General features: G+C 56.7%; 19 protein-coding genes. 13 read left to right on the forward strand and 6 right to left on the reverse strand.

The genetic code is table 11. The features are described 5' to 3' along the window. Nucleotides 1-218 precede the first annotated feature (218 nt). Nucleotides 219-1391 carry an ABC transporter permease DevC gene (gene devC / locus IQ265_RS11095; protein WP_194053422.1) on the forward strand — a complete coding sequence of 391 codons (1173 nt, stop codon included), beginning with the start codon at nucleotides 219-221 and terminating at the stop codon, nucleotides 1389-1391. 45 nt (nucleotides 1392-1436) lie between these two features. After that, the gene (locus IQ265_RS11100; protein WP_194053424.1) at nucleotides 1437-2138 is read left to right on the forward strand and encodes a DevA family ABC transporter ATP-binding protein; all 702 of its coding nucleotides are present in this window, start codon (nucleotides 1437-1439) and stop codon (nucleotides 2136-2138) included. On the opposite strand, the gene IQ265_RS11105 is transcribed toward IQ265_RS11100, so the two are convergent. From IQ265_RS11105 to IQ265_RS11130, 6 genes are all read right to left on the reverse strand, one after another. Further along, nucleotides 2135-2779, reverse strand: a complete 645-nt coding sequence (locus tag IQ265_RS11105; RefSeq protein ID WP_194053426.1) for a Crp/Fnr family transcriptional regulator — start codon at nucleotides 2777-2779, stop codon at nucleotides 2135-2137. The genes IQ265_RS11100 and IQ265_RS11105 overlap by 4 nt on opposite strands. Before the next feature lie 40 nt (nucleotides 2780-2819). Further along, nucleotides 2820-3143 carry a hypothetical protein gene (locus tag IQ265_RS11110; RefSeq protein ID WP_194053427.1) on the reverse strand — a complete coding sequence of 108 codons (324 nt, stop codon included), beginning with the start codon at nucleotides 3141-3143 and terminating at the stop codon, nucleotides 2820-2822. A gap of 61 nt (nucleotides 3144-3204) precedes the next feature. Beyond that, on the reverse strand, nucleotides 3205-3948 hold the full coding sequence (locus IQ265_RS11115; protein ID WP_194053429.1) for an alpha/beta hydrolase: 744 nt from the start codon (nucleotides 3946-3948) through the stop codon (nucleotides 3205-3207). A 132-nt stretch (nucleotides 3949-4080) separates the two neighbouring features. Then, on the reverse strand, nucleotides 4081-4590 hold the full coding sequence (gene fldA, locus IQ265_RS11120; RefSeq protein WP_194053431.1) for a flavodoxin FldA: 510 nt from the start codon (nucleotides 4588-4590) through the stop codon (nucleotides 4081-4083). A 98-nt stretch (nucleotides 4591-4688) separates the two neighbouring features. Continuing rightward, a complete protein-coding gene (locus IQ265_RS11125; RefSeq protein WP_194053433.1) occupies nucleotides 4689-5714 on the reverse strand; it encodes a chlorophyll a/b binding light-harvesting protein in 1026 nt (341 codons plus the stop codon). A gap of 341 nt (nucleotides 5715-6055) precedes the next feature. Next, entirely contained in the window at nucleotides 6056-6832 is a 777-nt protein-coding gene (locus tag IQ265_RS11130; RefSeq protein ID WP_194053435.1) for a hypothetical protein, read from the reverse strand. Between the two features lie 490 nt (nucleotides 6833-7322). Here IQ265_RS11130 and IQ265_RS11135 point away from each other — a divergent pair, with 490 nt between their 5' ends. The 11 genes from IQ265_RS11135 (at nucleotide 7323) to urtD (ending at nucleotide 21710) form a co-directional block, all read left to right on the forward strand. Beyond that, nucleotides 7323-9797, forward strand: coding sequence for an ATP-dependent Clp protease ATP-binding subunit (locus tag IQ265_RS11135; protein ID WP_194053438.1), 2475 nt, complete (start codon nucleotides 7323-7325; stop codon nucleotides 9795-9797). Nucleotides 9798-9825: 28 nt separating this feature from the next. Next, a complete protein-coding gene (locus IQ265_RS11140) occupies nucleotides 9826-10863 on the forward strand; it encodes an S-layer homology domain-containing protein (RefSeq protein WP_194053440.1) in 1038 nt (345 codons plus the stop codon). Between the two features lie 96 nt (nucleotides 10864-10959). Beyond that, entirely contained in the window at nucleotides 10960-11997 is a 1038-nt protein-coding gene (gene glpX, locus IQ265_RS11145) for a class II fructose-bisphosphatase (RefSeq protein ID WP_194053442.1), read from the forward strand. 399 nt (nucleotides 11998-12396) lie between these two features. Then, on the forward strand, nucleotides 12397-13689 hold the full coding sequence (locus tag IQ265_RS11150) for a glutamyl-tRNA reductase (protein WP_194053444.1): 1293 nt from the start codon (nucleotides 12397-12399) through the stop codon (nucleotides 13687-13689). A 164-nt stretch (nucleotides 13690-13853) separates the two neighbouring features. After that, on the forward strand, nucleotides 13854-14444 hold the full coding sequence (locus IQ265_RS11155) for a Uma2 family endonuclease (protein WP_194053446.1): 591 nt from the start codon (nucleotides 13854-13856) through the stop codon (nucleotides 14442-14444). Between the two features lie 42 nt (nucleotides 14445-14486). Beyond that, on the forward strand, nucleotides 14487-15140 hold the full coding sequence (gene ureG, locus IQ265_RS11160; RefSeq protein WP_194053448.1) for an urease accessory protein UreG: 654 nt from the start codon (nucleotides 14487-14489) through the stop codon (nucleotides 15138-15140). Nucleotides 15141-15494: 354 nt separating this feature from the next. Beyond that, nucleotides 15495-16796 carry an urea ABC transporter substrate-binding protein gene (urtA, locus tag IQ265_RS11165; RefSeq protein ID WP_194053450.1) on the forward strand — a complete coding sequence of 434 codons (1302 nt, stop codon included), beginning with the start codon at nucleotides 15495-15497 and terminating at the stop codon, nucleotides 16794-16796. Nucleotides 16797-17226: 430 nt separating this feature from the next. Next, on the forward strand, nucleotides 17227-18396 hold the full coding sequence (locus IQ265_RS11170) for a branched-chain amino acid ABC transporter permease (protein ID WP_194053890.1): 1170 nt from the start codon (nucleotides 17227-17229) through the stop codon (nucleotides 18394-18396). 4 nt (nucleotides 18397-18400) lie between these two features. Continuing rightward, nucleotides 18401-19582 (forward strand): urea ABC transporter permease subunit UrtC, encoded by a 1182-nt coding sequence (gene urtC, locus IQ265_RS11175; protein ID WP_194053452.1) that lies wholly within the window; start codon nucleotides 18401-18403, stop codon nucleotides 19580-19582. 181 nt (nucleotides 19583-19763) lie between these two features. Beyond that, a complete protein-coding gene (locus tag IQ265_RS11180; protein ID WP_194053454.1) occupies nucleotides 19764-20465 on the forward strand; it encodes a DUF726 domain-containing protein in 702 nt (233 codons plus the stop codon). Between the two features lie 114 nt (nucleotides 20466-20579). After that, on the forward strand, nucleotides 20580-21710 hold the full coding sequence (gene urtD / locus IQ265_RS11185) for an urea ABC transporter ATP-binding protein UrtD (protein ID WP_194053456.1): 1131 nt from the start codon (nucleotides 20580-20582) through the stop codon (nucleotides 21708-21710). The last annotated feature ends 89 nt before the right edge of the window (nucleotides 21711-21799 follow it).

Genomic DNA, 21799 nt, shown 5'->3' on the forward strand with positions numbered 1-21799 from the left:
CATCCTCAATGCCATGGTGAGCCATGACACCCTCTGGCAGGCTCCAGCTTGCTCATTGCCGCCAGCTGCCACCCTCATGGCAGCTACTACATAGCAGGGTGAGCTTGACAATCAAGATAATCGCTACAGCGGCTACAGTCACTGAGTTGAAGCTGGTATCGTCTTTCCCGGCAGTCTCCTTAAACAATCCAAGTTATATCGTTTAGGACGGGCAATCCATGGTCTTTGGCAAGTTACCTCTACCCCGTCAGGAAAAACCTCTGGCCTGGTCTCAACTTTCCCACCAGCGGGTGCGGCTGCTAGTGGCGCTGTCGGGCATTTCCTTCGCCAACATTTTGATCTTTATGCAGCTGGGGTTTCGCTCGGCGATGTTTAGCGGCACCACCAACGTGCCCGCCAGCCTGGATGGCGATGTGTTTTTGATCAACGAAACCAGCCAGTTTCTCGGCAATGAAACCTTTGACAAGCCCCAGATCTACCGGGCGGCAGCCGTGCCGGGGGTTGCCACCGCTCGACCGTTTTATTACAACACGGCCAGCTGGGTAAACCCCGACAATCGCAAGACCACCAGCGTTACCGTCATCGCCATGAACCCGGCCCAGCCGGTGATGGCCGTACCCGCGATTAACGACCAACTGGCTCTGGTGGAGCAGAGCGATCGCATGCTGTTTGACACCAAATCGCTGCCGTCCTTGGGGCCAATTGCCCAAACCTTTACCGCTGGCCAAGACACCCCAATCGAGGTGCAGGGCCGCAAAATGCGAGTGAATGGCACCTTTGCTTTGGGCAGCAACATCTTTAAGCGGGGCCATATCGTGATCAGCGATGTGAACTACCTGCGGCTGTTTGGAGCCGAGCAGGCCAACCAACTCCATGCCGGCGTGATTAAACTGGCCCCCGGTGCCGACCTGCAGACCGTGATCGCTGAACTAGAACGCACCCTGCCCGAGGAAATTAGCGCGCTTAGCCATGCGGAGCTGATTGAGCTGGAGGAGCGCTACTGGGCCAAAGAGCCAGCCGGGATTATCTTCGACTTTGGCACCATTATGGGCTTTGTGGTGGGGGTGGTGATTGTTTACCAAGTGCTGTATTCCGATGTCAACGATCACTTGTCTGAATACGCCACCCTAAAGGCGATTGGCTACTCCGACGGGCAGCTTCTGCTGGTGGTGTTTCAAGAGGCCACTATTCTGGCGGTGCTGGGGTTTATGCCTGGCATTCTGTGCTCGCTGGGTCTTTACAGTCTGTTGAGTAATCTCACCGGCGTTGCGGTGCTGATGCGCCTGGGGGTGGGGCTACAGGTGTTTTCGATGACGCTGGTAATGGGGGTGCTGTCGGCGGCGATCGCGGTGCGCAAGCTGCGATCGGCCGACCCCGCCGATGTGTTTTAAAGAGTTTGGCTTTTAGAGTTTGGGTTTTAGATAAGAGAGGCTGCTATGGAACCTGTCGTCAATGTCCAGGGATTGCACCACGCTTTTGGCAAAGGTTCTTTGGCTAAGCCAGTGCTGATCGACATCAACCTCGCCATTCAGCCGGGCGAAATTGTAATTTTGACGGGTCCCTCAGGCAGCGGTAAGACGACGCTGCTGAGCCTAATGGGTGGGCTCAGATCGGCCCAGCAGGGAAGCCTTAAAATTTTGGGCCAAGAGCTGTTGGGAGCCAGCAAACAGCAGCTGGTTCAGCTACGCAGCCGGATTGGCTATATCTTTCAGGCCCACAACCTGCTGGACTGTTTGACGGCGCAGGAAAACGTGCGCATGGCCCTGCGCCTGCAACCGGGCCTCAGCTACGACGATCGCACCGCCCAGGCCACCGCTATGCTAACCGCCGTGGGGCTGGGCCATCGGGTCAACTACAGGCCCGACAATCTTTCGGGCGGGCAGAAGCAGCGGGTGGCGATCGCCCGCGCCCTGGTTACTCAGCCCAAGCTCATTCTGGCCGACGAGCCCACCGCCGCCCTCGACAGCCAGTCAGGCCGCGAAGTGGTGCAGCTTATGCAGCGCCTGGCCCAGGAGCAGGGCTGCACCATTTTGCTGGTCACCCACGACAACCGCATTCTCGACATTGCCCACCGCATTATTTATATGGAAGATGGGCGGTTGATTAGAACCGAAAGCCCTACTGCTGCCGTTGTTTAGTGAACAGCCTGTTGAGCAGTCACGCCGTTATTTGAATGAGTAAGCCGCTTGGGATGGGGCAGCAAAATTGCTCGGCTGGAACCGGGCACGGCGCAACTAGAGAGTTTTTCGCCCCGGCGCTTTCTAAAGCGCACCAGCTGCCCCTGTTGCTCCAGACTGTTGAGCAAGCGCGTCACGCTAACTCGACTACTGCCCAAGACTTCAGCCAGCTGTTTGTGGGTTAACAGGGGCGGCAGCACGTTGCCTTCCGGCGTTTGGTGACCAAAGCGATCGGCCAGCCAGTGGAGCAACTGCAACAGTCGCTCGGCCAGGCAGGGAATTTGCACGACGCGAAATAGCTCCTGGCTATACCAGAGATGGTTGAGCAGGAGCTGCTGCCAGTAGCGAGTTTGCGAGTCGAAAGCTACCTCAGTGACCGTTACCGGGGTCAGACATTCCATTTGGTAGGGGGCCAAGCGGGTCAGCGGCAGCCCGACGATATCGCCCTGGCCCCAAAGGCCAATCGTTGTCACCTGCCCTTCGTCTGTCCAGGTTAGGGAGCGCACAATGCCCTGCTCAATTAGCCAGACGCGATCGCCCAGCGGGGGCAAACAGGCTCTATGGTCAAAGTTTCGGAGGATGGACAGCTGGGGGCAAAGCATGGGGGTGAGGGGGTAAGAGGGCGTGGGGTGGGAGAAGAAATTAGTGATGGGAGGTCGAAAAAAGCAGTGAGAGACGCTTTTTGAGGCGGGGTTGACGGGGTGACTGTAGCGATGCTGGTTCAGCCGCTTCGTAGTCGGTGCAGCAGAGGGCGGATTCGGAAGCAGCATCTATCGGGCGCACCGGGCACTTGAGGTAGGGGCTGCCCGTGTAGTAGCGACAGCGGAAGCAAGGCACCTGGTGCAATCGCCGCAGCCGTTGAATGCCGTCGTTAACAGCCAGCAAAACCGCCAGCACAAAGGCGAGCACCATAGCCCAAATACCGAGGGGCACCAGGATAGCAAGCAGTAGTTGGGCAGCAGGCATAGAACCTCGTCGATAAATCTCGTTGATAAAGCCCCACGGGAAATAGTGGCGGTGGACGAATTTAGGGAATGGTCAAGCCCTGGGGTGGCACTAGCACCGACTCGGTGGTGCCCCAAAAGCTCAAAATTAGGTTGGCTACTGGATGGGGAGAATCGGCGTGAAAGAAATGGCGACCGGGGCACAGGGCCATGCGATCGCCCGCCTTTAGCCACGGCTGCCACCCCCGAATCTGGGTCGGGTCAACCACAAAATCGTCTTCGCCGCCGCACACCAGCAGGGGCACCGCCACGCTACCGGGGCAGAGGCTAACCCGCTTCAGCAACGAGTGGGGCGACACCGAATGGAGCAAATCCTGCTCTAGCACATTGACCCAGCCGGGCACCAGGGGCCGCGCCTGATGGCCCAACAGGCTGTAGACCATTTGAGTCAGCACCCGCTGCCGACTGCAGGGTAGCCGTTCGAGCTGAGCGTAATAGTGAGCTTGCCAGTCAACCATGGGGTTTACGCCCACCGCCAGCAGGGTTAACGATTTCACGCGATGGGGGTTTTGGCGGGCGTAGAGCAACCCCACCAGCCCGCCGGTGCCGTGGCCAAGCAAGTGCACCGGGCGGTCATGGCCTTTTAGATAGTCGTGCAGCAGGGTAACGGCAATGTCGAGCGAGCTGGGTTCCTCTGGGGTTTGGCGGTAGGCCCAGTGGGCCACCTCTACATGGCGGGCCAGACCGACCAGCAGCTTGTGGTCAAACCGCTGAAAGCTGGGGCTAACATTGAGCCACACAGCATCGGGAGAGGTTGATAGAGTCATGGGATTTAGAATAGTGGGCTGTTACTAAGGGGCAGGGAGCTAGCGAATGGTGCTACAGGCACGGTGGGCCGCGATCGCCCTGCGAACGGTCAAATAGAACTGGTCAGAATTTGGGCGTTGGTATGAGGTGGGTTAAACTCCAAAGGCTGATTTCAGCTGAGCAACCCAGGCTTTAATGCGGTCCTCAGTTAGCTCAGGCTGGTTGTCTTCATCGATGGCCAACCCGACGAATTTGCCGTTTTGTACGGCCTTAGAGTCATTGAAGTCGTAGCCCTCAGCTGGCCATTGACCTACGGTGGTGGCCCCTAAGCCAGCAATTTTTTCGGCCAAAATACCCATCGCGTCCTGAAAGTTGTCGGCATAGCCCACCTGGTCGCCGGCCCCAAAGTAGGCCACCTGCTTGCCGCTAAAGTCAACGTTGTCTAGCTCATCGTAAAAGCCCTCCCAGTCGGCCTGTAGTTCGCCAATGTTCCAGGTGGGGCAGCCGACGATCACGCGGCTGTATTCAGCAAAGTCGTCGGGGGTGGCGCTGGCAACGTCGTGGAGCGTAACGGTGTCGCCCCCAAACTCTGCCTGAATTGCCTCAGCGATCGCTTCGGTATTGCCGGTTTGGGTACCAAAAAATAGGCCAATCTTAGTCATTACAGCTGTACTTCCAAATTGAGTTGAAGAGAAAAGGGGGGCAGGATGTTGGAGCCCTATATGCCCCCCAAGAGAGGAGAAGTTAACCCAACACTTGGTTACGATTCGACGGTGCTCAGGGCCTTTTCTACCCGGCGAAAGTCGAACCCAATCGCGCGCAGGGCGTGCCATAGATGGCCCTGCAAGAACAAGAACGCCAGAATGAAGTGCGCGTTGGCCAACCAGCAGCGAGAGGTGTGGGCATTGAGCGGCAGCACAACGGTATCGGTAAAGTAGGGCATGACCCCAAGCTTGACGGCCAGCGGTGGGCCGTAAAATTCCACCGGGTAGGCCAGGGTGTTAACGGCGCAGAAGTAGGCGGCCACAAACCCGGCCAGGGCAATACCGCCCAGCGAGTAGGACAAAATCGCCTCACCCGAAAACAGCAGCACGTTTCTAGCCCACTTCAAAGGCGGCACCAGAATGTGCCAGATGCCTCCAGCAATCAGCAGCACGCCAACGTATACGTGGCCGCCGACCAGGTCTTCGAGGTTGTTTACGCTGGCAAAGTGAGTCTGGTAGCCGTAGATCACCAGCGGGTCGAGGGTGGGCTGCACCAGCCGTACAGACTGCGTTGTGGCGTCGTAAAGGCCGCCCCAGATGGTGGCTTTGGCTACCAGCAGCAGCGCTCCAGCCCCTAAGAACAGCAGGTGGTGGCCCAAAATCATGCCGAGCTGGGCCGGATTATCCCACTCGAAGTGAAACCTGCGGGCCTGGCCTTTGGCGTCCTTCAAATTGGCGGGAGCCTTGAAGGCGTGAAATAGCGCCCCGGCCCCCAGCACGGCGGAGGAAATCAGGTGAATGGCCCCCACGACAAAGTAGGGGTAGGTATCGACTACCTGGCCACCTTCGCCAACCCCAAATCCCAGAGTGGCCAGGTGGGGCAGCAAAATCAGGCCCTGCTCCCCCATCGGCAAAGCAGGGTCAAACCAGGACAGCTCAAACAGGGTGAAAGCACCGGCCCACAGAGTAATCAATGCCGCCTGGCCCACGTGGGCGGCAATAAAAAAACCCGACAGATTGGCAAAGCGGGCGTTACCGGCCCACCAGACATAGCTCACATCGGAGTTGCCATAGGTTTGCATAGCTAATGAATCCTTACTAAGGTCATATCAACACAGCACTTATTGAGAAGAAAACTCAATAAGGAGATTTGACCACAGATCGGAATCATTCTCAACAGCTAAAGATTAAGTTTTATTAAGGCACGTCGAGTGGTCCAATGCTTTGGAAGATCGGTTCGCCTGCCTGAGTCTTGGCCCCATGCAACCACCCCAAAGACATTCGACAGGGGCTTTGAAAGGCCGTAAAGGCCGTGTTCTATTGACTTTTAGTTGCAACAAAATCGAAGGAATGCGATCGCCCCTGGTGTGCAGCACACCAGGGGCGATCGCAGCCTCGCTTCATCGCTGGGCCCTAGCCTGAGCTACTGGGAAAAATCGTACTCGCGGATCTCTAGGCGGCAGCCCTCCTCCATATTGAGGGCGCGCTTGATGGGGTTGATATCCCTAAACCCTTCCGACCCGCGCTGTCTAAGGCTGGTTTCAAAGCGATCGGCAAACTCAGATACGCAGGGGTTGCGGCTATTGCCCAAGCGCTCCAGGCTAGCCAAGGCAGTATCCATATCCCAGACGTCAACAGCGGTATAAAGCTGCTCCCACAGGCGGTTCTCCTGGCTGTTGGTCGACATCTGCAGCTGGTGGCGATCGAGAATGCGATAGGCCAGCCAAAAGCTAGCGCTGAGAATAGCCGCCATGCCGAGCGAAATCAAACACCCAGCCAGAGGATTGCGTCGGTTGAAGCCTTCCGGCATCGGCGGCACTGGGTCGGCATTTAGCCCCGTGTAGTACTCAACAAAGGGAGGCATTTGGTCGAGCAACCAGACCTCAATGCCCTTAGCCCTAATTTGCTCCACAACCTCGTAGGTCGCCTCTGGATCAGCTTCTGGGGTAAGCCCAGCAATCACGGGGTGCTGGTCAGGAAAGTCTGGCTGGCGCGCCTGAATTGTCTCAACAGCCGCCCACAAGTCAGATGGTGCGAGGGTAGGTGGACAAAGAATGGCATAGACAGGTGTGAGCAAATCAACCACGCCGCCGTCAGGGCAGGGCACCTGTCGATGAACGCTGTGGCCATAGTCCTCGAGCCAGCGCTCTAGCGCGGTTCGAAGATCCTCTGAACTGGCAAACTCTATGGCAACAGTCACGGTCAGCTGGGGGTGTAGTGTAGTTTATATGTACTGATTTTATCTGATATCGACTCTGGCGACGGTATTAAATGATTGGAACTGACTACCGCTCAGTGGTTCTGAAATGATAGAGCGATTTTTTTAAGCGGTTCGCTAATTTTGCTGATTTTAGAGCCAGTCATTTGTCGATGCTGGTCTAAGGCTATAGAATAAGGTTAAGTATTGTAAATATTTTTTAAGGAAAGACTATTGACTTTAATTTTTAGTTTGCGGAGGGAAGGACTGACTAACCCCAACCTCACCTAGCGTCTACGGTTCTCCCCACTGCGGGGTATGCGTGCATGTACGTAAAGTATTACTAAGTACAAACCCCTGTCGTATCTCTACATCCTGGGTTTGGCCCTGGGTACGGTCTCATCTACAGCCGTAGCCAATCGCAAGCTAGAGCTTACTCAGTTAGTTCTGGTCTTTCCATTGCTCCTCACGAAACTGGTACTGACTAACCACCATGTTTGAACACTTCACCAACACCGCTATCGCCGTCATTATGAAGGCCCAGGAAGAGGCTCGTCGGCTGCGCCACAACTTCGTGGGCACCGAGCAGCTGCTGTTGGGGCTGATCAAGGAGGAAGCTACCCTGTCAGCCAAGGTGCTGGGGGAGTTTGGGGTTAACCTAAACGATGCCCGGGCTGAGGTCGAAGCCATTATTGGCCGGGGCAGCGGCAGCGTGCCGCCCGAAATTCCGTTCACGCCGAAGGTCAAGCAGGTGTTTGAGCAGGCCTTTCAGGAGGCCCGCAAGGTAGACTCGCCCTACATCGAGCCGGCTCACCTGCTGTTGAGCCTGTGCCAAAACACCGAGAGCGTGGCCTACCGGGTGCTGACAAACCTTGGCGTAGACCCGGCCAAAGTGCGCACTCGCATTATTCAAGAGCTAGGTGAGGTGGCGGCGCTGCCCACAGGCCGTCGCAGCAGCGATCGCGACAGTGCCCGTAAGTCAGGCAAAATTTTGTCTGAGTTTGGCACCGACCTGACGGCGGTAGCCGCAGCGGGCAAAATTGACCCCGTTGTCGGTCGCGCTAAAGAAATTGAGCGAGTGGTGCAAATTTTGGGCCGCCGCACCAAAAACAACCCCATTTTGGTGGGCGAGCCGGGGGTGGGCAAAACCGCGATCGCCGAAGGGCTGGCCCAGCGCATCGCCAACCAGGACGTGCCTGAAGCGCTGCTCACCAAGCGCGTGATCAGCCTCGATATGGGTTCGCTGGTTTCAGGCACTCGCTTCCGGGGCGACTTTGAGGAGCGCCTCACCCAGCTGGTGGCCGAGGTGCGCGAAGACCCCGATGTGGTGCTGGTCATTGACGAAATCCACACGCTGATTGGGGCTGGTTCCTTAGAGGGCGGTCTGGATGCCGCCAACATGCTCAAGCCCGCCCTGGCGCGGGGTGAAATGCAGTGCATTGGGGCCACCACCCTCGACGAGTTTCGCAAATACATCGAGCGCGATGCCGCCCTGGAGCGTCGCTTTCAGCCGGTGATGGTCAGCCCGCCGTCGGTGGATGAGACCATTGAAATTCTGCACGGGATTCGCAGCCGCTACGAGCAGTTCCACCAGGTGAGCTTGACCGATGCCGCCCTAGAAGCGGCCGCCAAGCTGTCTGACCGCTACATCAGCGATCGCCACCTGCCCGACAAAGCCATCGACCTGATCGACGAGGCGGGTTCCCAGGTGAAGCTGCGGTTTATGCCCAAGTACCCCTCTAAGGAGCTGAAGCAGCAGCTGCGCCAGGTCAGCAAGGAGCTTGACGAAGCCATTGAGCTGCAAGATTTCCCGAAGGCCAAGACCCTGCGGGAGCAGCGGCAAGATCTGCTTCAGCAGCTTCAGGCCGACATTCCTGAGTACGGCGAAGCCGAGGCGGGTAGTCTGCCGCCCCAGCCTGTGGTAGACGAAGACAGCATCGCCGATATCGTTGCCGCCTGGACGGGCATTCCGGTCAACCGCATGACCGAAACCGAGGCGGTGCGCCTGCTGCACCTCGAAGATGTGCTACACGAGCGGGTGATTGGCCAAAACGAGGCCGTAGTAGCCGCTGCCAAAGCAATTCGGCGGGCGCGATCGGGCCTAGCCAGCGCCGATCGCCCCATTGCCAGCCTGGTGTTCTCTGGCCCTACTGGGGTGGGTAAAACTGAGTTGTCCAAGGCGCTGGCCGTGGCGCTGTTTGGCTCCGAAGATGCCATGATTCGCCTCGACATGTCGGAGTTCATGGAGAGCCACACGGTGTCGAAACTGATTGGCTCACCTCCAGGCTTCGTCGGCTACGACGAGGGCGGCCAGCTAACCGAAGCGGTGCGTCGTCAGCCCTACAGCGTCATTCTGATGGATGAGATTGAGAAGGCGCACCCCGAGGTCTTTAACCTGCTCCTGCAGGTGCTTGACGACGGGGTACTGACCGACTCGAAGGGGCGATCGGTGAGCTTTAAGAACACCTTGATCATCATGACCTCTAACATTGGCTCTCAGGTGATTGAGAAAGGCGGCACCGGCCTGGGCTTTGACTTTGCCACCACCGATGCGGCTACCAGCCAGTACATCAACATCCGCAACCTGGTCAACGAGGAGATGAAGCAGTACTTCCGCCCGGAAATGCTGAACCGCATTGATGAGATTATCGTCTTCCGTCAGCTCACCCGCGATGAGGTGAACCAGATTGCCGATCTGATGCTGGAGCAGGTCAACCGTCGCCTGGCCGATCGCCAGATGGTGATTACCCTATCTGAGGCCTTCCGGGCGCGACTGGCCACCGAAGGCTACGACCAGCGCTACGGGGCTCGTCCCATGCGCCGGGCCATTGCTCGGCTGGTCGAAGATACCCTGGCCGAGGCCATTTTGGTCGGCACCTTAGAGGAGGGCGATCGCGCTCAGCTAGACCTCGACGACGAGGGCAACCCGATTGTCACCCCAGTCCGCCAGCCCGCTCTGGTAGGATAACCCTGGACGTTATCCCCAGCCCGCCCCCATGGTAAACCTGCCCCCCGACCAGCCCAACTCGCCTGATCCGAGTCGCCCTGCTGGTGAGTCGTCACCGCGAGGCAATCGAATTCTGGATTTTGACGAGCTGCTGGCGGTGGTGCTGGCCTTTGTCGGTATAGGCTCCATCCTGTGGTGGGGCCTTAGCCGTACCCAAACCCCGTGGGCTGTAGCCGATCGGCTACAGCGGCGCGGCGGCGACCCACCGGCGCTTGGGCAAACCGAAGCCGAAGAAGAAACCGACGAGTTTGAACCACGGACCCTGGAGCGGAGCGATCGGCCCCGGCAGGACATCCCTGATCGCGACAGCCCCTCAGAGCCAAGGCCCGAGAGGCTGCCCGTCAATCGAGCCATTCGTCCGGAATCGGTACTCGTTCCGGCAGCACCGGCTACCGTGCTTACCACTCCACCGGACGAAGCTGAAGCAACCACCCAGCCCCTTGATATTTCAGACGTACCCTCCACCCACTGGGCCTATCCCTTCATCAAGTCCATGTTTGACCAGGGGTACCTGCCCGATTTTCCTGAAAGCGGTTTTCAGCCAGACCAGCCCCTCACCCGAGCCGAACTAGCGGCTCTCATTAGCCAGGCCTTTGGTGACGCGCCGCGAGAGGGCTCAGTCATTGCCTTCACCGATGTGCCTGACACCTACTGGGCGGCTCCGGCGATCGCCAACGCTGTAAGCCAAAACTTTATGAACGGTTACCCTGAGGGCGATTTTCGCCCTGACCAGGCGGTGCCTCGCTACGAAGTGCTGGTGTCCCTCGCTACCGGTCTCAACCTGGAGCCGTCGCCCGCTCCCGACCAAACTCTGCAATCGTTTGTGGACGCCGGGCCGCTGCCCGACTGGGCCAGAGCGAAGGTGGCTGCCGCCACCGAAAACGGCCTGGTGGTGAACTATCCCCAGCGTGACCAGCTTAAACCGGCCCAAGCCGCCACTCGCGCCGAGATCGTGGCGATGATTCACCAGGCCCTGGTGGCACGGGGCGAACTCCCGGCGGTGGAGTCAGAGTATACGGTGCCTTGATTCTCTATGCCTTGATCCCACCGTCTGATAGACTGAGAAATCGAGGTGGGGAACGCTAAAACCCATTAAATATAGGCAGTTTGGAGGATTGATCCCGTGGAAAGTACCCTCGGTCTTGAGATTATTGAGGTTGTCGAACAGGCTGCGATCGCGTCATCCCGCTGGATGGGCAAGGGCGAGAAAAATATCGCTGACCAGGTAGCCGTAGAAGCCATGCGGGAGCGCATGAACAAAATTCACATGCGCGGTCGCATTGTGATTGGCGAGGGCGAGCGGGACGATGCTCCTATGCTCTACATTGGCGAAGAAGTTGGCATTTGCACCCAGCCCAATGCCAGTGATTTTTGCAATCCCGACGAACTGCTTGAAATTGACATTGCGGTTGACCCCTGCGAAGGCACCAACCTGGTGGCCTACGGCCAAAACGGCTCGATGGCGGTGCTGGCCATCTCCGAAAAGGGTGGTCTGTTTGCCGCACCCGACTTTTACATGAAAAAGCTGGCGGCTCCGGCCCAGGCCAAGGGCAAGGTTGACATTAACAAGTCGGCGACCGAAAACCTGAAAATTTTGGGCGAGTGCCTCGATCGCGCCATGGATGAGCTAGTGGTTGTCGTTATGAAGCGCGATCGCCACAACGACCTGATCAAAGAAATTCGCGATGCCGGGGCCCGCGTCAAGCTCATTGCCGACGGCGACGTCGGGGCCGCTATCTCCTGTGCCTTTGCAGGCACCAACACCCACGCGCTGATGGGCATCGGCGCTGCACCTGAGGGCGTCATCAGCGCCGCCGCCATGCGCTGCCTGGGCGGTCACTTCCAAGGGCAGCTGATCTACGACCCTGCCGTGGTCAAGACCGGCCTGATTGGCGAAAGCAAAGAGGCCAACATTGCCCGCCTGAACGAAATGGGTATCACCGACATCGACAAGGTCTACGATGCCGACGAGCTTGCCTCCGGTGAAACCGTGCTATTTGCCGCCACTGGCATTACCACTGGCGAGCTGATGGACGGGGTGCGTTTCTTCCACGGTGGGGTGCGGACCCAGTCGCTGGTGATCTCAAGCCAGTCGAAGACGGCCCGCTTTGTCGACACCATCCACATGGTTGACCAGCCCAAATCCCTGCAGCTGCGGTAGTTAATCCTCAGGCAGAGAGGAGTCCTGATGACTTTGCCCCCCCTTGCTTCCTGAGCAAGGGGGAAACCGGCTAGGATTTGAGCCGGGCTTGAGCGAGAGGTGCAAACTCATCAGGTAAAAAAGGTCTACTCAGGCCAAAAACGCTTCGGTGAACTGCCTTAATTCGTTAGCCTAGAGATGCAGGGATCCTGCATCTCTTTTTTTGGGGCTGCGTTCACAGTTTTTGATGGACTTTTGTTGAGTTTCCTTGAGTCGAGCCCTATTTATCTCTAAGTTCAAACATATTGGCAATTGTGTACGCAGTAACCTTTGGCGCGGCCATTTCAGAGGCGACCTGGCCCCCGTAAGCGATCTGGCGACACCATAAAATTAGGTGACTATTAAACGCGTGGAGGAAGAATGAATATCGCCGTAATTGGCCTGAGCCACAAAACCGCCCCGGTACAAATTCGTGAAAAACTTAGCATTCCGACGGCTCAGACAGGTGATGCGATCGCCCATCTCACCCACTGCCCCCACATCGACGAAGTCTCCATTCTCAGCACCTGCAATCGACTCGAAATTCACATCGTTACCGAGGCGACCGAGCAGGGCATTCGCGAAGTGACCCAGTTTTTGTCTGAGCACAGCGGTCTACCGTTGCACGAGCTGCGCCAGCACCTGTTCATCCTGCTGCACCAGGATGCCGTTAACCACCTCATGCGCGTCGCAGCGGGCCTCGACAGTTTGGTGCTGGGTGAAGGCCAAATTCTGGCCCAGGTGAAGCACGCCCACCAGCTGGCCCAGCAGCACAAGAGCATTGGCCGAGTGCTCGATCGACTGCTCAAGCAGTCGCTCACCGCCGGTAAGCGGGTGCGCAGCGAGACCAGCATTGGCACTGGGGCGGTTTCGATTAGCTCCGCTGCGGTGGAGCTGGCCCGCATGAAGGTGCCACACCTCAACAGCTGTCACATCAGCATTCTGGGCGCGGGCAAAATGGCTCGCCTGCTGGTGCAGCACCTGGTTTCCAAAGATTCCTCTTGCACCATCACCCTTTTAAACCGCACCATCGATCGCGCCAACGAGTTGGCCAAGCAGTTTCCCGATGCCAACATTCGCACCGGTACCCTTGACGCCATGCTAGAAACGGTGGAGGTCTGCGACGTGGTGTTTACCTGTACCTCTGCCACTGAGCCTATTCTGCACCGCGACAACCTGGCTCCGGTGGTCAACAACCGCACCCTGATGGTGTTTGACATCTCGGTGCCCCTCAACGTGCACGCCAACGCCAACGAGCTGGACAACGTCCACGCCTTTAACGTTGACGACCTTAAGGCCGTGGTGGCCCAAAACCAGGCCAGCCGCCGCCGGATGGCGATGGAAGCCCAGGTGCTGCTCGACCAGGAGGTGGAAAGCTTTATGGACTGGTGGCGATCGCTCGACACCGTCAGCACGATCAGCAGCCTGCGCAGCAAGGTCGAGACCATCCGCGAGCAGGAGCTAGAAAAAGCGCTGTCGCGCCTGGGCAGCGAGTTTGCCGAAAAGCACCAGGAGGTAATCGAAGCCCTGACGCGGGGTATCGTCAACAAGATTCTCCACGACCCCATGGTGCAGCTGCGCGCCCAGCGCGACATTGAGGCCCGCAAGCGTGCCATGCAGACCCTGCAGGTGCTCTTTGACCTAGAGACCGCCTCTAACGAAAAGTACAGCTAGCCAGGATTCAGAAACCGGGTTTCTGGGCTAGATGTCAATCATCAGAGCTATTGACCTAGAAACCCGGTTTCTCTTGCAAAGATTACCCAGACCCGAGGGATTTTGAAAAGCCCTCGGGTCTTTTGCGTAGGATAGGATTTAGGGGCAAGCTGCTTTCATTCGCTATGCCAACAGTTCTTAGCTCTACAACCGATCAGCGGGCAGTCTATGGCGATCGCACCTGGGCACAGTTCAAGCTGATCCAACAGGGCTTGGAAGACTGCCCTGGGGTGCGGCTGTTTTATCACAACCGCACGGTGGAGGTGCTGATGCCAGGGCGCGATCACGAGTTTTTTAAGTCGGTGATCGGATTCTTGCTAGAACTCTTTTTTGTGGAACAAGGCATCGACTTTTACCCTACCGGGTCGATGGATCAAGAACGAGAGGGCGAAGCCTTTGCCCAGGCCGATGAGTCGTACTGTATGGGTGGTCCTAAGCCAACCCCTGACCTTTCTATTGAGGTGACTTTCACCAGCGGTAATCTCACCAAATTGGCGCGATATTGTGTGCTCGGCGTGCCAGAAGTCTGGTTTTGGGAGGACGGACTGCTAAGTCTGTATCATTTGGAAACCGATGGCTATCGCCGGATTGATCGCAGTCAGATCGCTGAGTTGTCGAGCCTGGATGTCGATTTGTTTTGCCGCTGTGTGTTGATGGCTGAGACATCTCGTCTAGAGGCGGCTCGGGCATTTCGGCGAGGGATTCAGGCAGGATAGGCGGTGTAAGATATCGAGCATTCTGATGTTGGATTGAGCTCAATGACAACTCCCTTTCGTGCCGCTCCCTTTCGTGTCGGTGTGGCTGGTCCGGTGGGGTCAGGCAAGACGGCTTTGGTAGATAGCCTGTGTAAGGCGCTGCGCGATCGCTACTCCATTGCCGTGGTCACTAACGACATCTACACCCAGGAAGACGCTCAGTTCTTGGTGCGTAGTCAGGCGCTGAGCCCCGATCGCATTGTTGGGGTCGAAACCGGCGGCTGCCCACACACCGCCATTCGCGAAGACGCCTCGATGAATTTGGTGGCGATTGAAGATCTTGAGGCGCGGTTTCACCCGCTAGATCTGGTGTTTGTGGAGAGCGGCGGTGACAACCTGGCCAGCACTTTCAGCCCTGAACTGGTGGATCTAACCCTCTACGTTATTGATGTGGCCGCTGGCGACAAGATTCCCCGCAAGGGCGGGCCGGGAATCACCAAGTCTGACTTTCTGGTGATCAACAAAATTGACCTAGCCCCGATGGTAGGGGCCAGTCTGGCGGTAATGGAGCGAGACGCTCGCAAAATGCGGGGCGATCGCCCCTTTGGCTTCACCAACCTCAAAACCCAGGAGGGTTTGGCCACCATCATCGACTTTATTGGCTACCACGCGGCGGCAGATTCCCCAGCGGCCCTGGCCAGCAGCAGCGGAAACTAGGGCGATCGCTGGGTTAGGGCTAACGCGCCAGCGCTGGCGTCGTTTCAAACTTGTTTAAAGCGCAAAAAAGCATTTGATTCCCCCGCTGGTGCCCTCTAGCCCTTAGCCCCAGGTCGATCTGGGAGTTTAGACTGACGCCTACCCATCCTTTTTTGGTCGGTCTAACCAGCAAAATATGTCCCACGGGGGTTGTCAATGTTTCCGATCCGGTAGAAACGTTACAAAAAACTTGGGCCTTTTGGTATCCAACGCTACACTTGCTGCCAATTACTACCTATTAATATCCACTCTGACGGTCTGCGTAAATTTTCGGTTAAACACTCTTTTCATTAAATGAGTCAGGAGCGAGGTTGAATGGTAACTCGATTTAATCGGCGTAAGTTTTTGGTGTATGGGTCTGCAACCCTAGGCACCTCCATGCTGCTAAAGGCATGCGGCAGCAGCACCACCGATACTGGCGCTGCTGACGGCGGTACCGAAGTAGCTGCGGGCGACGGCGAGACCGTTAAGGTCGGTATTCTGCACTCGCTGAGCGGCACCATGGCCATCAGCGAAACCACCGTTGTAGATGCTGAGCAGCTAGCCATCAAAGAAATCAACGCCGCTGGCGGGGTTTTAGGCAGACAAATTGAGGCCGTAGTAGAAGACGGAGCCTCTGACTGGCCCACATTTGCGGAGAAAGCCGAAAAGCTGATTGACCAAGACCAGGTCGCTGTGGTGTTTGGCTGCTGGACCTCAGCTAGCCGCAAAGCCGTGCTGCCCGTGTTCGAATCGAAGGACCACATGCTGTGGTACCCCGTACAGTACGAGGGTCAAGAGTGTTCCAAAAACATCTTCTACACCGGAGCCGCCCCCAACCAGCAAATTGAGCCCGCCGTAGACTGGCTGCTGGAAAACAAGGGCACCGACTTCTTCCTGGTTGGCTCTGACTACGTGTTTCCCCGCACCGCCAACACCATTATCAAAGAGCAGTTGAATGCCAAGGGTGGCAACACCGTGGGCGAAGACTACCTGCCCCTGGGCAATACCGAAGTTACCCCGATTATCACCAAGATTCGCGCCGCCCTGCCCAACGGCGGCGTCATCTTCAACAGCCTCAACGGTGACAGCAACGTGGCCTTCTTTAAGCAACTCCAGGGCGCTGGCATGGGGCCTGACCAATACCCCGTGATGTCGGTGAGCGTGGCCGAAGAAGAAGTGCGTCAGATTGGCCCAGAATTTCTGGTTGGCCACCTGGCTTCCTGGAACTACTTCCAAACCGTTGAGACTCCCGAGAACGAGAAGTGGGTGGCCGACTTCAAGGCCGAGTTTGGCGACGATCGCGTTACCAACGACCCCATGGAAGCGGCCTACATCATGGTCTACCTATGGAAGCAGGCGGTGGAAGCGGCAGGCACCTTTGATATTCCTGAGGTGCGCGCGGCAGCCTACGGCCAGGAAATGGCTGCGCCCGAAGGCCCGGTGACCATGAACGCCAACCACCACCTGTCGAAAACCGTGCGGCTTGGGGAAATCATGGATGACGGCATGTTCAACATTGTTTGGGAAACCGACGGCCCCGTTGAACCCCAGCCCTGGAACCAGTTCGTACCCGACACCATTGGCTTTGCCTGCGACTGGTCTGACCCAGCTAAGGGCGGCAAGTTCGAGATCTAGAGTTAGGCTGTAGCCGCGATCGCGGCGCTGTCGAACGATTGTTTGGCGGGGATGCAGCAGGCTGTATCCCCGCTCTCCATATAGACACCCTAAAGCGTGGCCAAACCTTTTGGTTTGCTGGCCTCTAAAGTGACAGTTCACCAGGAAACTTGAGTGCTGCAACTTAGTTCTTTTAAGCTCAAGCTTTCGGTACTTTTTAAGATATTTAGCTCCTCTATTTTGGGTTTGGTCATGCTTTAACAAAAACCACCTTAAATTAGAGCCAGCCCGGTCTTCGGTGGAATCGTTAACCAGGGTGAACTGTCAGAGATGGACATTTCCTTCCGTGGAGCTGCGTTTAGTATCTCTACTAAGTTCGAGCCTAATATCCGTCAGGATTGACTGAATTTTTATTGCGTTCTGTGTTGTTCTTAAATCGGTAATTGCTGTGTTGGAAGGCTTGATTGGCGGCCTTTTTAATGGCATTAGCATTGGTGCGGTGCTGTTGATTGTGGCCTTGGGCTTAGCCATTGTGTTTGGTCTGATGGGGGTCATTAATCTGGCCCACGGTGAACTGATGATGTTTGGGGCCTACACTACCTTCGTAGTGCAAAATGTGGCCAAAAGCATGGGCGGTGCAGCGCCCGACCTCTACATTTTCGCTGCCCTACCGCTGGCATTCTTAGTGGCGGCGCTGCTGGGGCTATTGCTTGAGCGCACCGTCATTCGCTACCTGTACGGGCGGCCCCTAGAAACGCTGCTGGCCACCTGGGGGGTAAGTTTAATTTTGATTCAGTTTATCCGCAGCGTCAGCCTGCCTATGGTCATTGGTCTGGCCATTTTTGCGGCGCTGTTTCTGGTCGGACGTTGGGTGCTAACTCGCTACACCGACTGGGAACGGATTCGATCGTGGGCGAACCCGGTGTTTTTGGGTTTGTCGGCGGCGATTTCGGTTTTGGCCTGGATCTTAATTAGCAATGGCACCAGTGCTGCCTTTAGCCGGGCCTGGTTCAGCACCCGCAACGTGGACGTGACGCCTCCTAGCTGGCTACGGGGCGGCATTTCGGTCGGCAGCACGCTGCAGTTTCCCTCGGCCCGGTTGTTCATTATTGTGCTGACGGCCCTTTGTCTGGTAGCAGTGTACTGGTTTCTCAACGGTACGGCCTGGGGCCTGCGCATTCGTTCGGTCACCCAAAATCGCGGCATGAGCGCCTGCTTGGGTATTCCTACGGGCCAGGTCGATGCCATCACCTTTGCTCTAGGTTCTGGTCTGGCGGGCATTGCTGGGTGTGCCGTGACGCTGCTGGGCTCTGTCGGGCCTAACTTGGGGGCGAACTACATTGTCGATGCCTTTATGGTGGTGGTCGTGGGCGGGGTCGGCAAGCTGGTGGGCAGCATTGTGGCGGCGCTGATTATTGGCGTTACCAGCTACCTGGTGGGTTCTGGCACGATGGCGCTGCTGTTTCCGCCTGCGGGATTCTTTCAGCCCGTCATTGACTTCTTTACGTTCTTTGCCACGACGAGCATGGCTAAGGTCATGGTGTTTGCGCTGATTATTGCCTTCTTGCAGGTGCGGCCCGCCGGGCTGTTCCCGCCGAAGGGTCGTTCGGTGGAGCTATAGGGCTATGACTACAGTGACTACCCAGCCGCGCCGCGTCGCGCAGGCCAGCCAAAAACGCAAGTTCATGATTGAGGCGATCGCCGTGATTGCGATCGCCCTCATCCTGATTTTAGTTATGCCGATGCTGCTCACTGGCTTTCGGCTCAACCTGCTGGGGCGCTTTTTGGCCCTGGCCATTGTCGCCCTGGGCATCGACCTAATTTGGGGCTTTACCGGCCTGCTCAGCCTGGGGCACGGCATCTTTTTTGCCCTGGGCGGCTATGCCTTTGCCATGTACCTCGAACTCAACACCCTGGGCGAGGGACAGCTGCCTGAGTTTTTTGGTCTCTACGGCGTCACCGAGCTGCCCTGGTTTTGGCAACCCTTCAACTCATTTCCGTTTACGCTGCTGGCGATTTTTACCATTCCGGCGATCGTGGCGGGGCTGCTGGGCTACCTAGTCTTCCGCAACCGCATTCGCGGCGTGTACTTCTCAATTTTGACCCAGGCCGCCCTGGTGGTGTTTTTTAATCTATTTAACGGCCAGCAAAAGCTGATCAACGGCACCAACGGCCTCAAAACCTCGACCTCGGTGTTTATGGGCCAGGCGGTGGGCAGCGACGGCATGCGGATGTTCTTTTACATCAGCACCGTCATTGCCCTGGTTGCGATGTACGCCCTCTGCCGCTGGCTGACCAGCGGCCGCTTTGGCCGCATGCTGGTGGCCATTCGCGACGACGAAAACCGGGTGCGATTCTCGGGCTATGACCCGACGGCGTTTAAGGTGCTGGTGTTTGCGGTCTCTGGGGCGATCGCAGGCATTGCAGGTGCCCTCTACACCGTGCAGTCGGGCATTATTTCCCCCCAGTTCATGGATATTGCCTTCTCCATCGAAATGGTGATCTGGGTTGCCGTGGGCGGACGCGCCACCCTGGTCGGGGCCATTCTGGGCGCAGTGCTGGTCAACATGGCCCGCAGTCTGCTCAGCGAGCGGTTCCCCGACGTTTGGCTATTTTTCCAGGGGGCGCTGTTCTTAATTGTGGTGACCGCCCTACCCGACGGCATCATTGGCTGGGGTCGCCGCCAGTTTGGCTCTATGGTCAGCTCAGCCCTGAGACTAGCACCCACCGACCTACCCTACCTCGAAGACACTGACACCACAGTCGTTGAAACTGTAACCGAAACCCCCGAATTTGCCGAAAAGTAGGGTGGGCATTGCCCACCAACTACTCCAGCCTATCAACAGGCTATTCCCAAAGGCATTGTCCAGCATTCCCTACCTCAACTAGCCAGCATACTCCAGTCACCGTAGGGTACATTCGCGCCAGCAATGCACCACACATTCTTTAGGGGGGAACCATAATCAGCAGAGAGTTCGGTTTTAGTTTATGGATACCCCTTGGATTCGGCAAATCGCAGCATCAAATAGTTCATCAGAAGCAATAGTAGTTGTCTCTGGTTTTACAACTGAAAATAAGACAGGATCAAACGATTATCAAATCTGGATTGATGGGTTACGAAAAGCAGGTTGGGAAGGAGCAATTTACTATTTCTGGTGGGATTCCTCAAATAATGAAAGTTTTGGAGCTGTATCATTAGGACAGATAGGAGTAGGATTAATTCCTTACTGGGAAAAACATAAGCGTCGTGCAAAGCGCTCTGGAAGAGACTATTTGGAAAGGCTTGTTCGGAATGAAGTCTACGAATCTTCTATTTCTTTTGTGGGTCACTCCCTCGGCGCGCGCGTACTATTCTTCGGCCTTAGAGATTGGTCCAATCAATCATCGAGTAGACCTAATAGACTTTACCTCTTAGGTGGAGCCATTCCAAAAAATAGAAACTGGAGCCAGCTCGCCGATACAGCAAAATGCAAAATATTCAACATCTACAACTCAAGTGATTGGACATTGAAGACTTTGTACAGAGCTAGCTCTTTGGGTCTTCAGCCCTGTGGTCTATGGCCTATAGAAACTCGCAACTCCGAAATTCTTAATATCAACGTGACTCCATGGATTGGTCATTCTCATGAATTAGAAAAATATTTAAGCACTCTTACACTGCTAGCTAATCAGGGAGAAGTTCAACTCTAAAGTATTAAAATGTCGCACTAATTCAGGCAAAGCCAGCAAACAATCTCTATCAAACCCGTTAGTCAATGGTGGGCAGTGCCCACCCTACCCGGAACCCGAAGGAGACCTGCCCCCATGAGCACCAAAGTCTTAGACATTCAAGATGTCACCGTCAGCTTTGATGGCTTTAAGGCCCTCAAAAATCTCAACTTCAGCATGGATGAGGGTGAGCTGCGCGTCATCATTGGCCCCAACGGTGCCGGTAAAACTACTTTTCTGGATGTGATCAGCGGCAAGACCAAGCCCACCGAAGGAGCCGCCTACTTCAAAGGTCAGGACTTGCGCAAGTATAAAGAACACCAGATCGCTCGCCTTGGCATTGGCCGTAAATTCCAGACTCCCCGCGTCTACCTCAACCTCACCCCCCGTGAAAACCTGGAGCTTTCCTGCAACCGAGAGAAAAACGTCTTTGCCACGCTGTTTAAGAAAACCCCCACCGCCGAGAAGCGCACCGTCGGTGGTCTGCTCGAAACCATTGGCCTCGACCACAAGGCCGACGTACCCGCCGCCCTGCTCTCCCACGGCGAAAAGCAGTGGCTCGAAATTGGCATGTTGGTAGCCCAGTCGCCCGACCTGCTGCTGGTCGATGAGCCGGTGGCAGGGCTAACCGACGAAGAAACCGAGCAAACCGGCAAGCTGCTGATGTCGCTAGCCGAGAGCCACTCCATCGTGGTGATTGAGCACGACATGGAATTTGTTCGCCAGATTGCCCGCCAGGTTACCGTGCTGCACCAGGGCACTGTGCTCTGCGAAGGCACGATGGATCAGGTGCAGAATGACCCCAAAGTGATCGAAGTCTACCTGGGCAAAGAGACGACCCTCACCCCCGAGCAAATGCTGCTGCTGCGCATTGCCGCCACTATGGCCTGGGCCGACCATAACTTTGCTGACATCCAGCAGGAGGTAATTCTCGATCGCCTCAGCCGCAAGTTTGCCCACAGCCCCGAAGAGCAGGCCGAGTTGCGCGAGGACCTAAAGAATTTGCTGGCTACAGAGATTCCGCTAGAGGAGCTAGTGCCCCAGCTCACTACCCCAGCCCAGCGCGAAGAAGCCCTGATGCTCAGCTATGAAGTAATCAGCTCAAACCAGATCAACCAGGCCGAAGCGGTGGTTTACCAAAAACTGCTGAACTTGCTATGCCTAGCACCTGAGACCGTCAGCCGCCTCGAAGCCGCCGCCCTGGAAGAACTGGCTGCTAGAGGCTAGATGAGTGCATGAGTAGATGGGTGGATGAGCAGATGAGTCAGTTGACTACCCATCCACCCTGTCACCCGCCTACCCATCCACCCNGNCNC

Source organism: Nodosilinea sp. LEGE 06152 (genome assembly GCF_015207525.1).
Taxonomy (GTDB): domain Bacteria; phylum Cyanobacteriota; class Cyanobacteriia; order Phormidesmidales; family Phormidesmidaceae; genus Nodosilinea.

What these genes read in the sequence shown, in the direction of transcription:
- devC (WP_194053422.1), top strand. Translation starts at nt 219, where the DNA reads ATGGTCTTTGGCAAGTTACCTCTACCCCGTCAGGAAAAACCTCTGGCC.
- IQ265_RS11100 (WP_194053424.1), top strand. Translation starts at nt 1,437, where the DNA reads ATGGAACCTGTCGTCAATGTCCAGGGATTGCACCACGCTTTTGGCAAA.
- IQ265_RS11105 (WP_194053426.1), bottom strand. Translation starts at nt 2,779, where the DNA reads ATGCTTTGCCCCCAGCTGTCCATCCTCCGAAACTTTGACCATAGAGCC.
- IQ265_RS11110 (WP_194053427.1), bottom strand. Translation starts at nt 3,143, where the DNA reads ATGCCTGCTGCCCAACTACTGCTTGCTATCCTGGTGCCCCTCGGTATT.
- IQ265_RS11115 (WP_194053429.1), bottom strand. Translation starts at nt 3,948, where the DNA reads ATGACTCTATCAACCTCTCCCGATGCTGTGTGGCTCAATGTTAGCCCC.
- fldA (WP_194053431.1), bottom strand. Translation starts at nt 4,590, where the DNA reads ATGACTAAGATTGGCCTATTTTTTGGTACCCAAACCGGCAATACCGAA.
- IQ265_RS11125 (WP_194053433.1), bottom strand. Translation starts at nt 5,714, where the DNA reads ATGCAAACCTATGGCAACTCCGATGTGAGCTATGTCTGGTGGGCCGGT.
- IQ265_RS11135 (WP_194053438.1), top strand. Translation starts at nt 7,323, where the DNA reads ATGTTTGAACACTTCACCAACACCGCTATCGCCGTCATTATGAAGGCC.
- IQ265_RS11140 (WP_194053440.1), top strand. Translation starts at nt 9,826, where the DNA reads ATGGTAAACCTGCCCCCCGACCAGCCCAACTCGCCTGATCCGAGTCGC.
- IQ265_RS11150 (WP_194053444.1), top strand. Translation starts at nt 12,397, where the DNA reads ATGAATATCGCCGTAATTGGCCTGAGCCACAAAACCGCCCCGGTACAA.
- IQ265_RS11155 (WP_194053446.1), top strand. Translation starts at nt 13,854, where the DNA reads ATGCCAACAGTTCTTAGCTCTACAACCGATCAGCGGGCAGTCTATGGC.
- ureG (WP_194053448.1), top strand. Translation starts at nt 14,487, where the DNA reads ATGACAACTCCCTTTCGTGCCGCTCCCTTTCGTGTCGGTGTGGCTGGT.
- urtA (WP_194053450.1), top strand. Translation starts at nt 15,495, where the DNA reads ATGGTAACTCGATTTAATCGGCGTAAGTTTTTGGTGTATGGGTCTGCA.
- urtC (WP_194053452.1), top strand. Translation starts at nt 18,401, where the DNA reads ATGACTACAGTGACTACCCAGCCGCGCCGCGTCGCGCAGGCCAGCCAA.
- IQ265_RS11180 (WP_194053454.1), top strand. Translation starts at nt 19,764, where the DNA reads ATGGATACCCCTTGGATTCGGCAAATCGCAGCATCAAATAGTTCATCA.
- urtD (WP_194053456.1), top strand. Translation starts at nt 20,580, where the DNA reads ATGAGCACCAAAGTCTTAGACATTCAAGATGTCACCGTCAGCTTTGAT.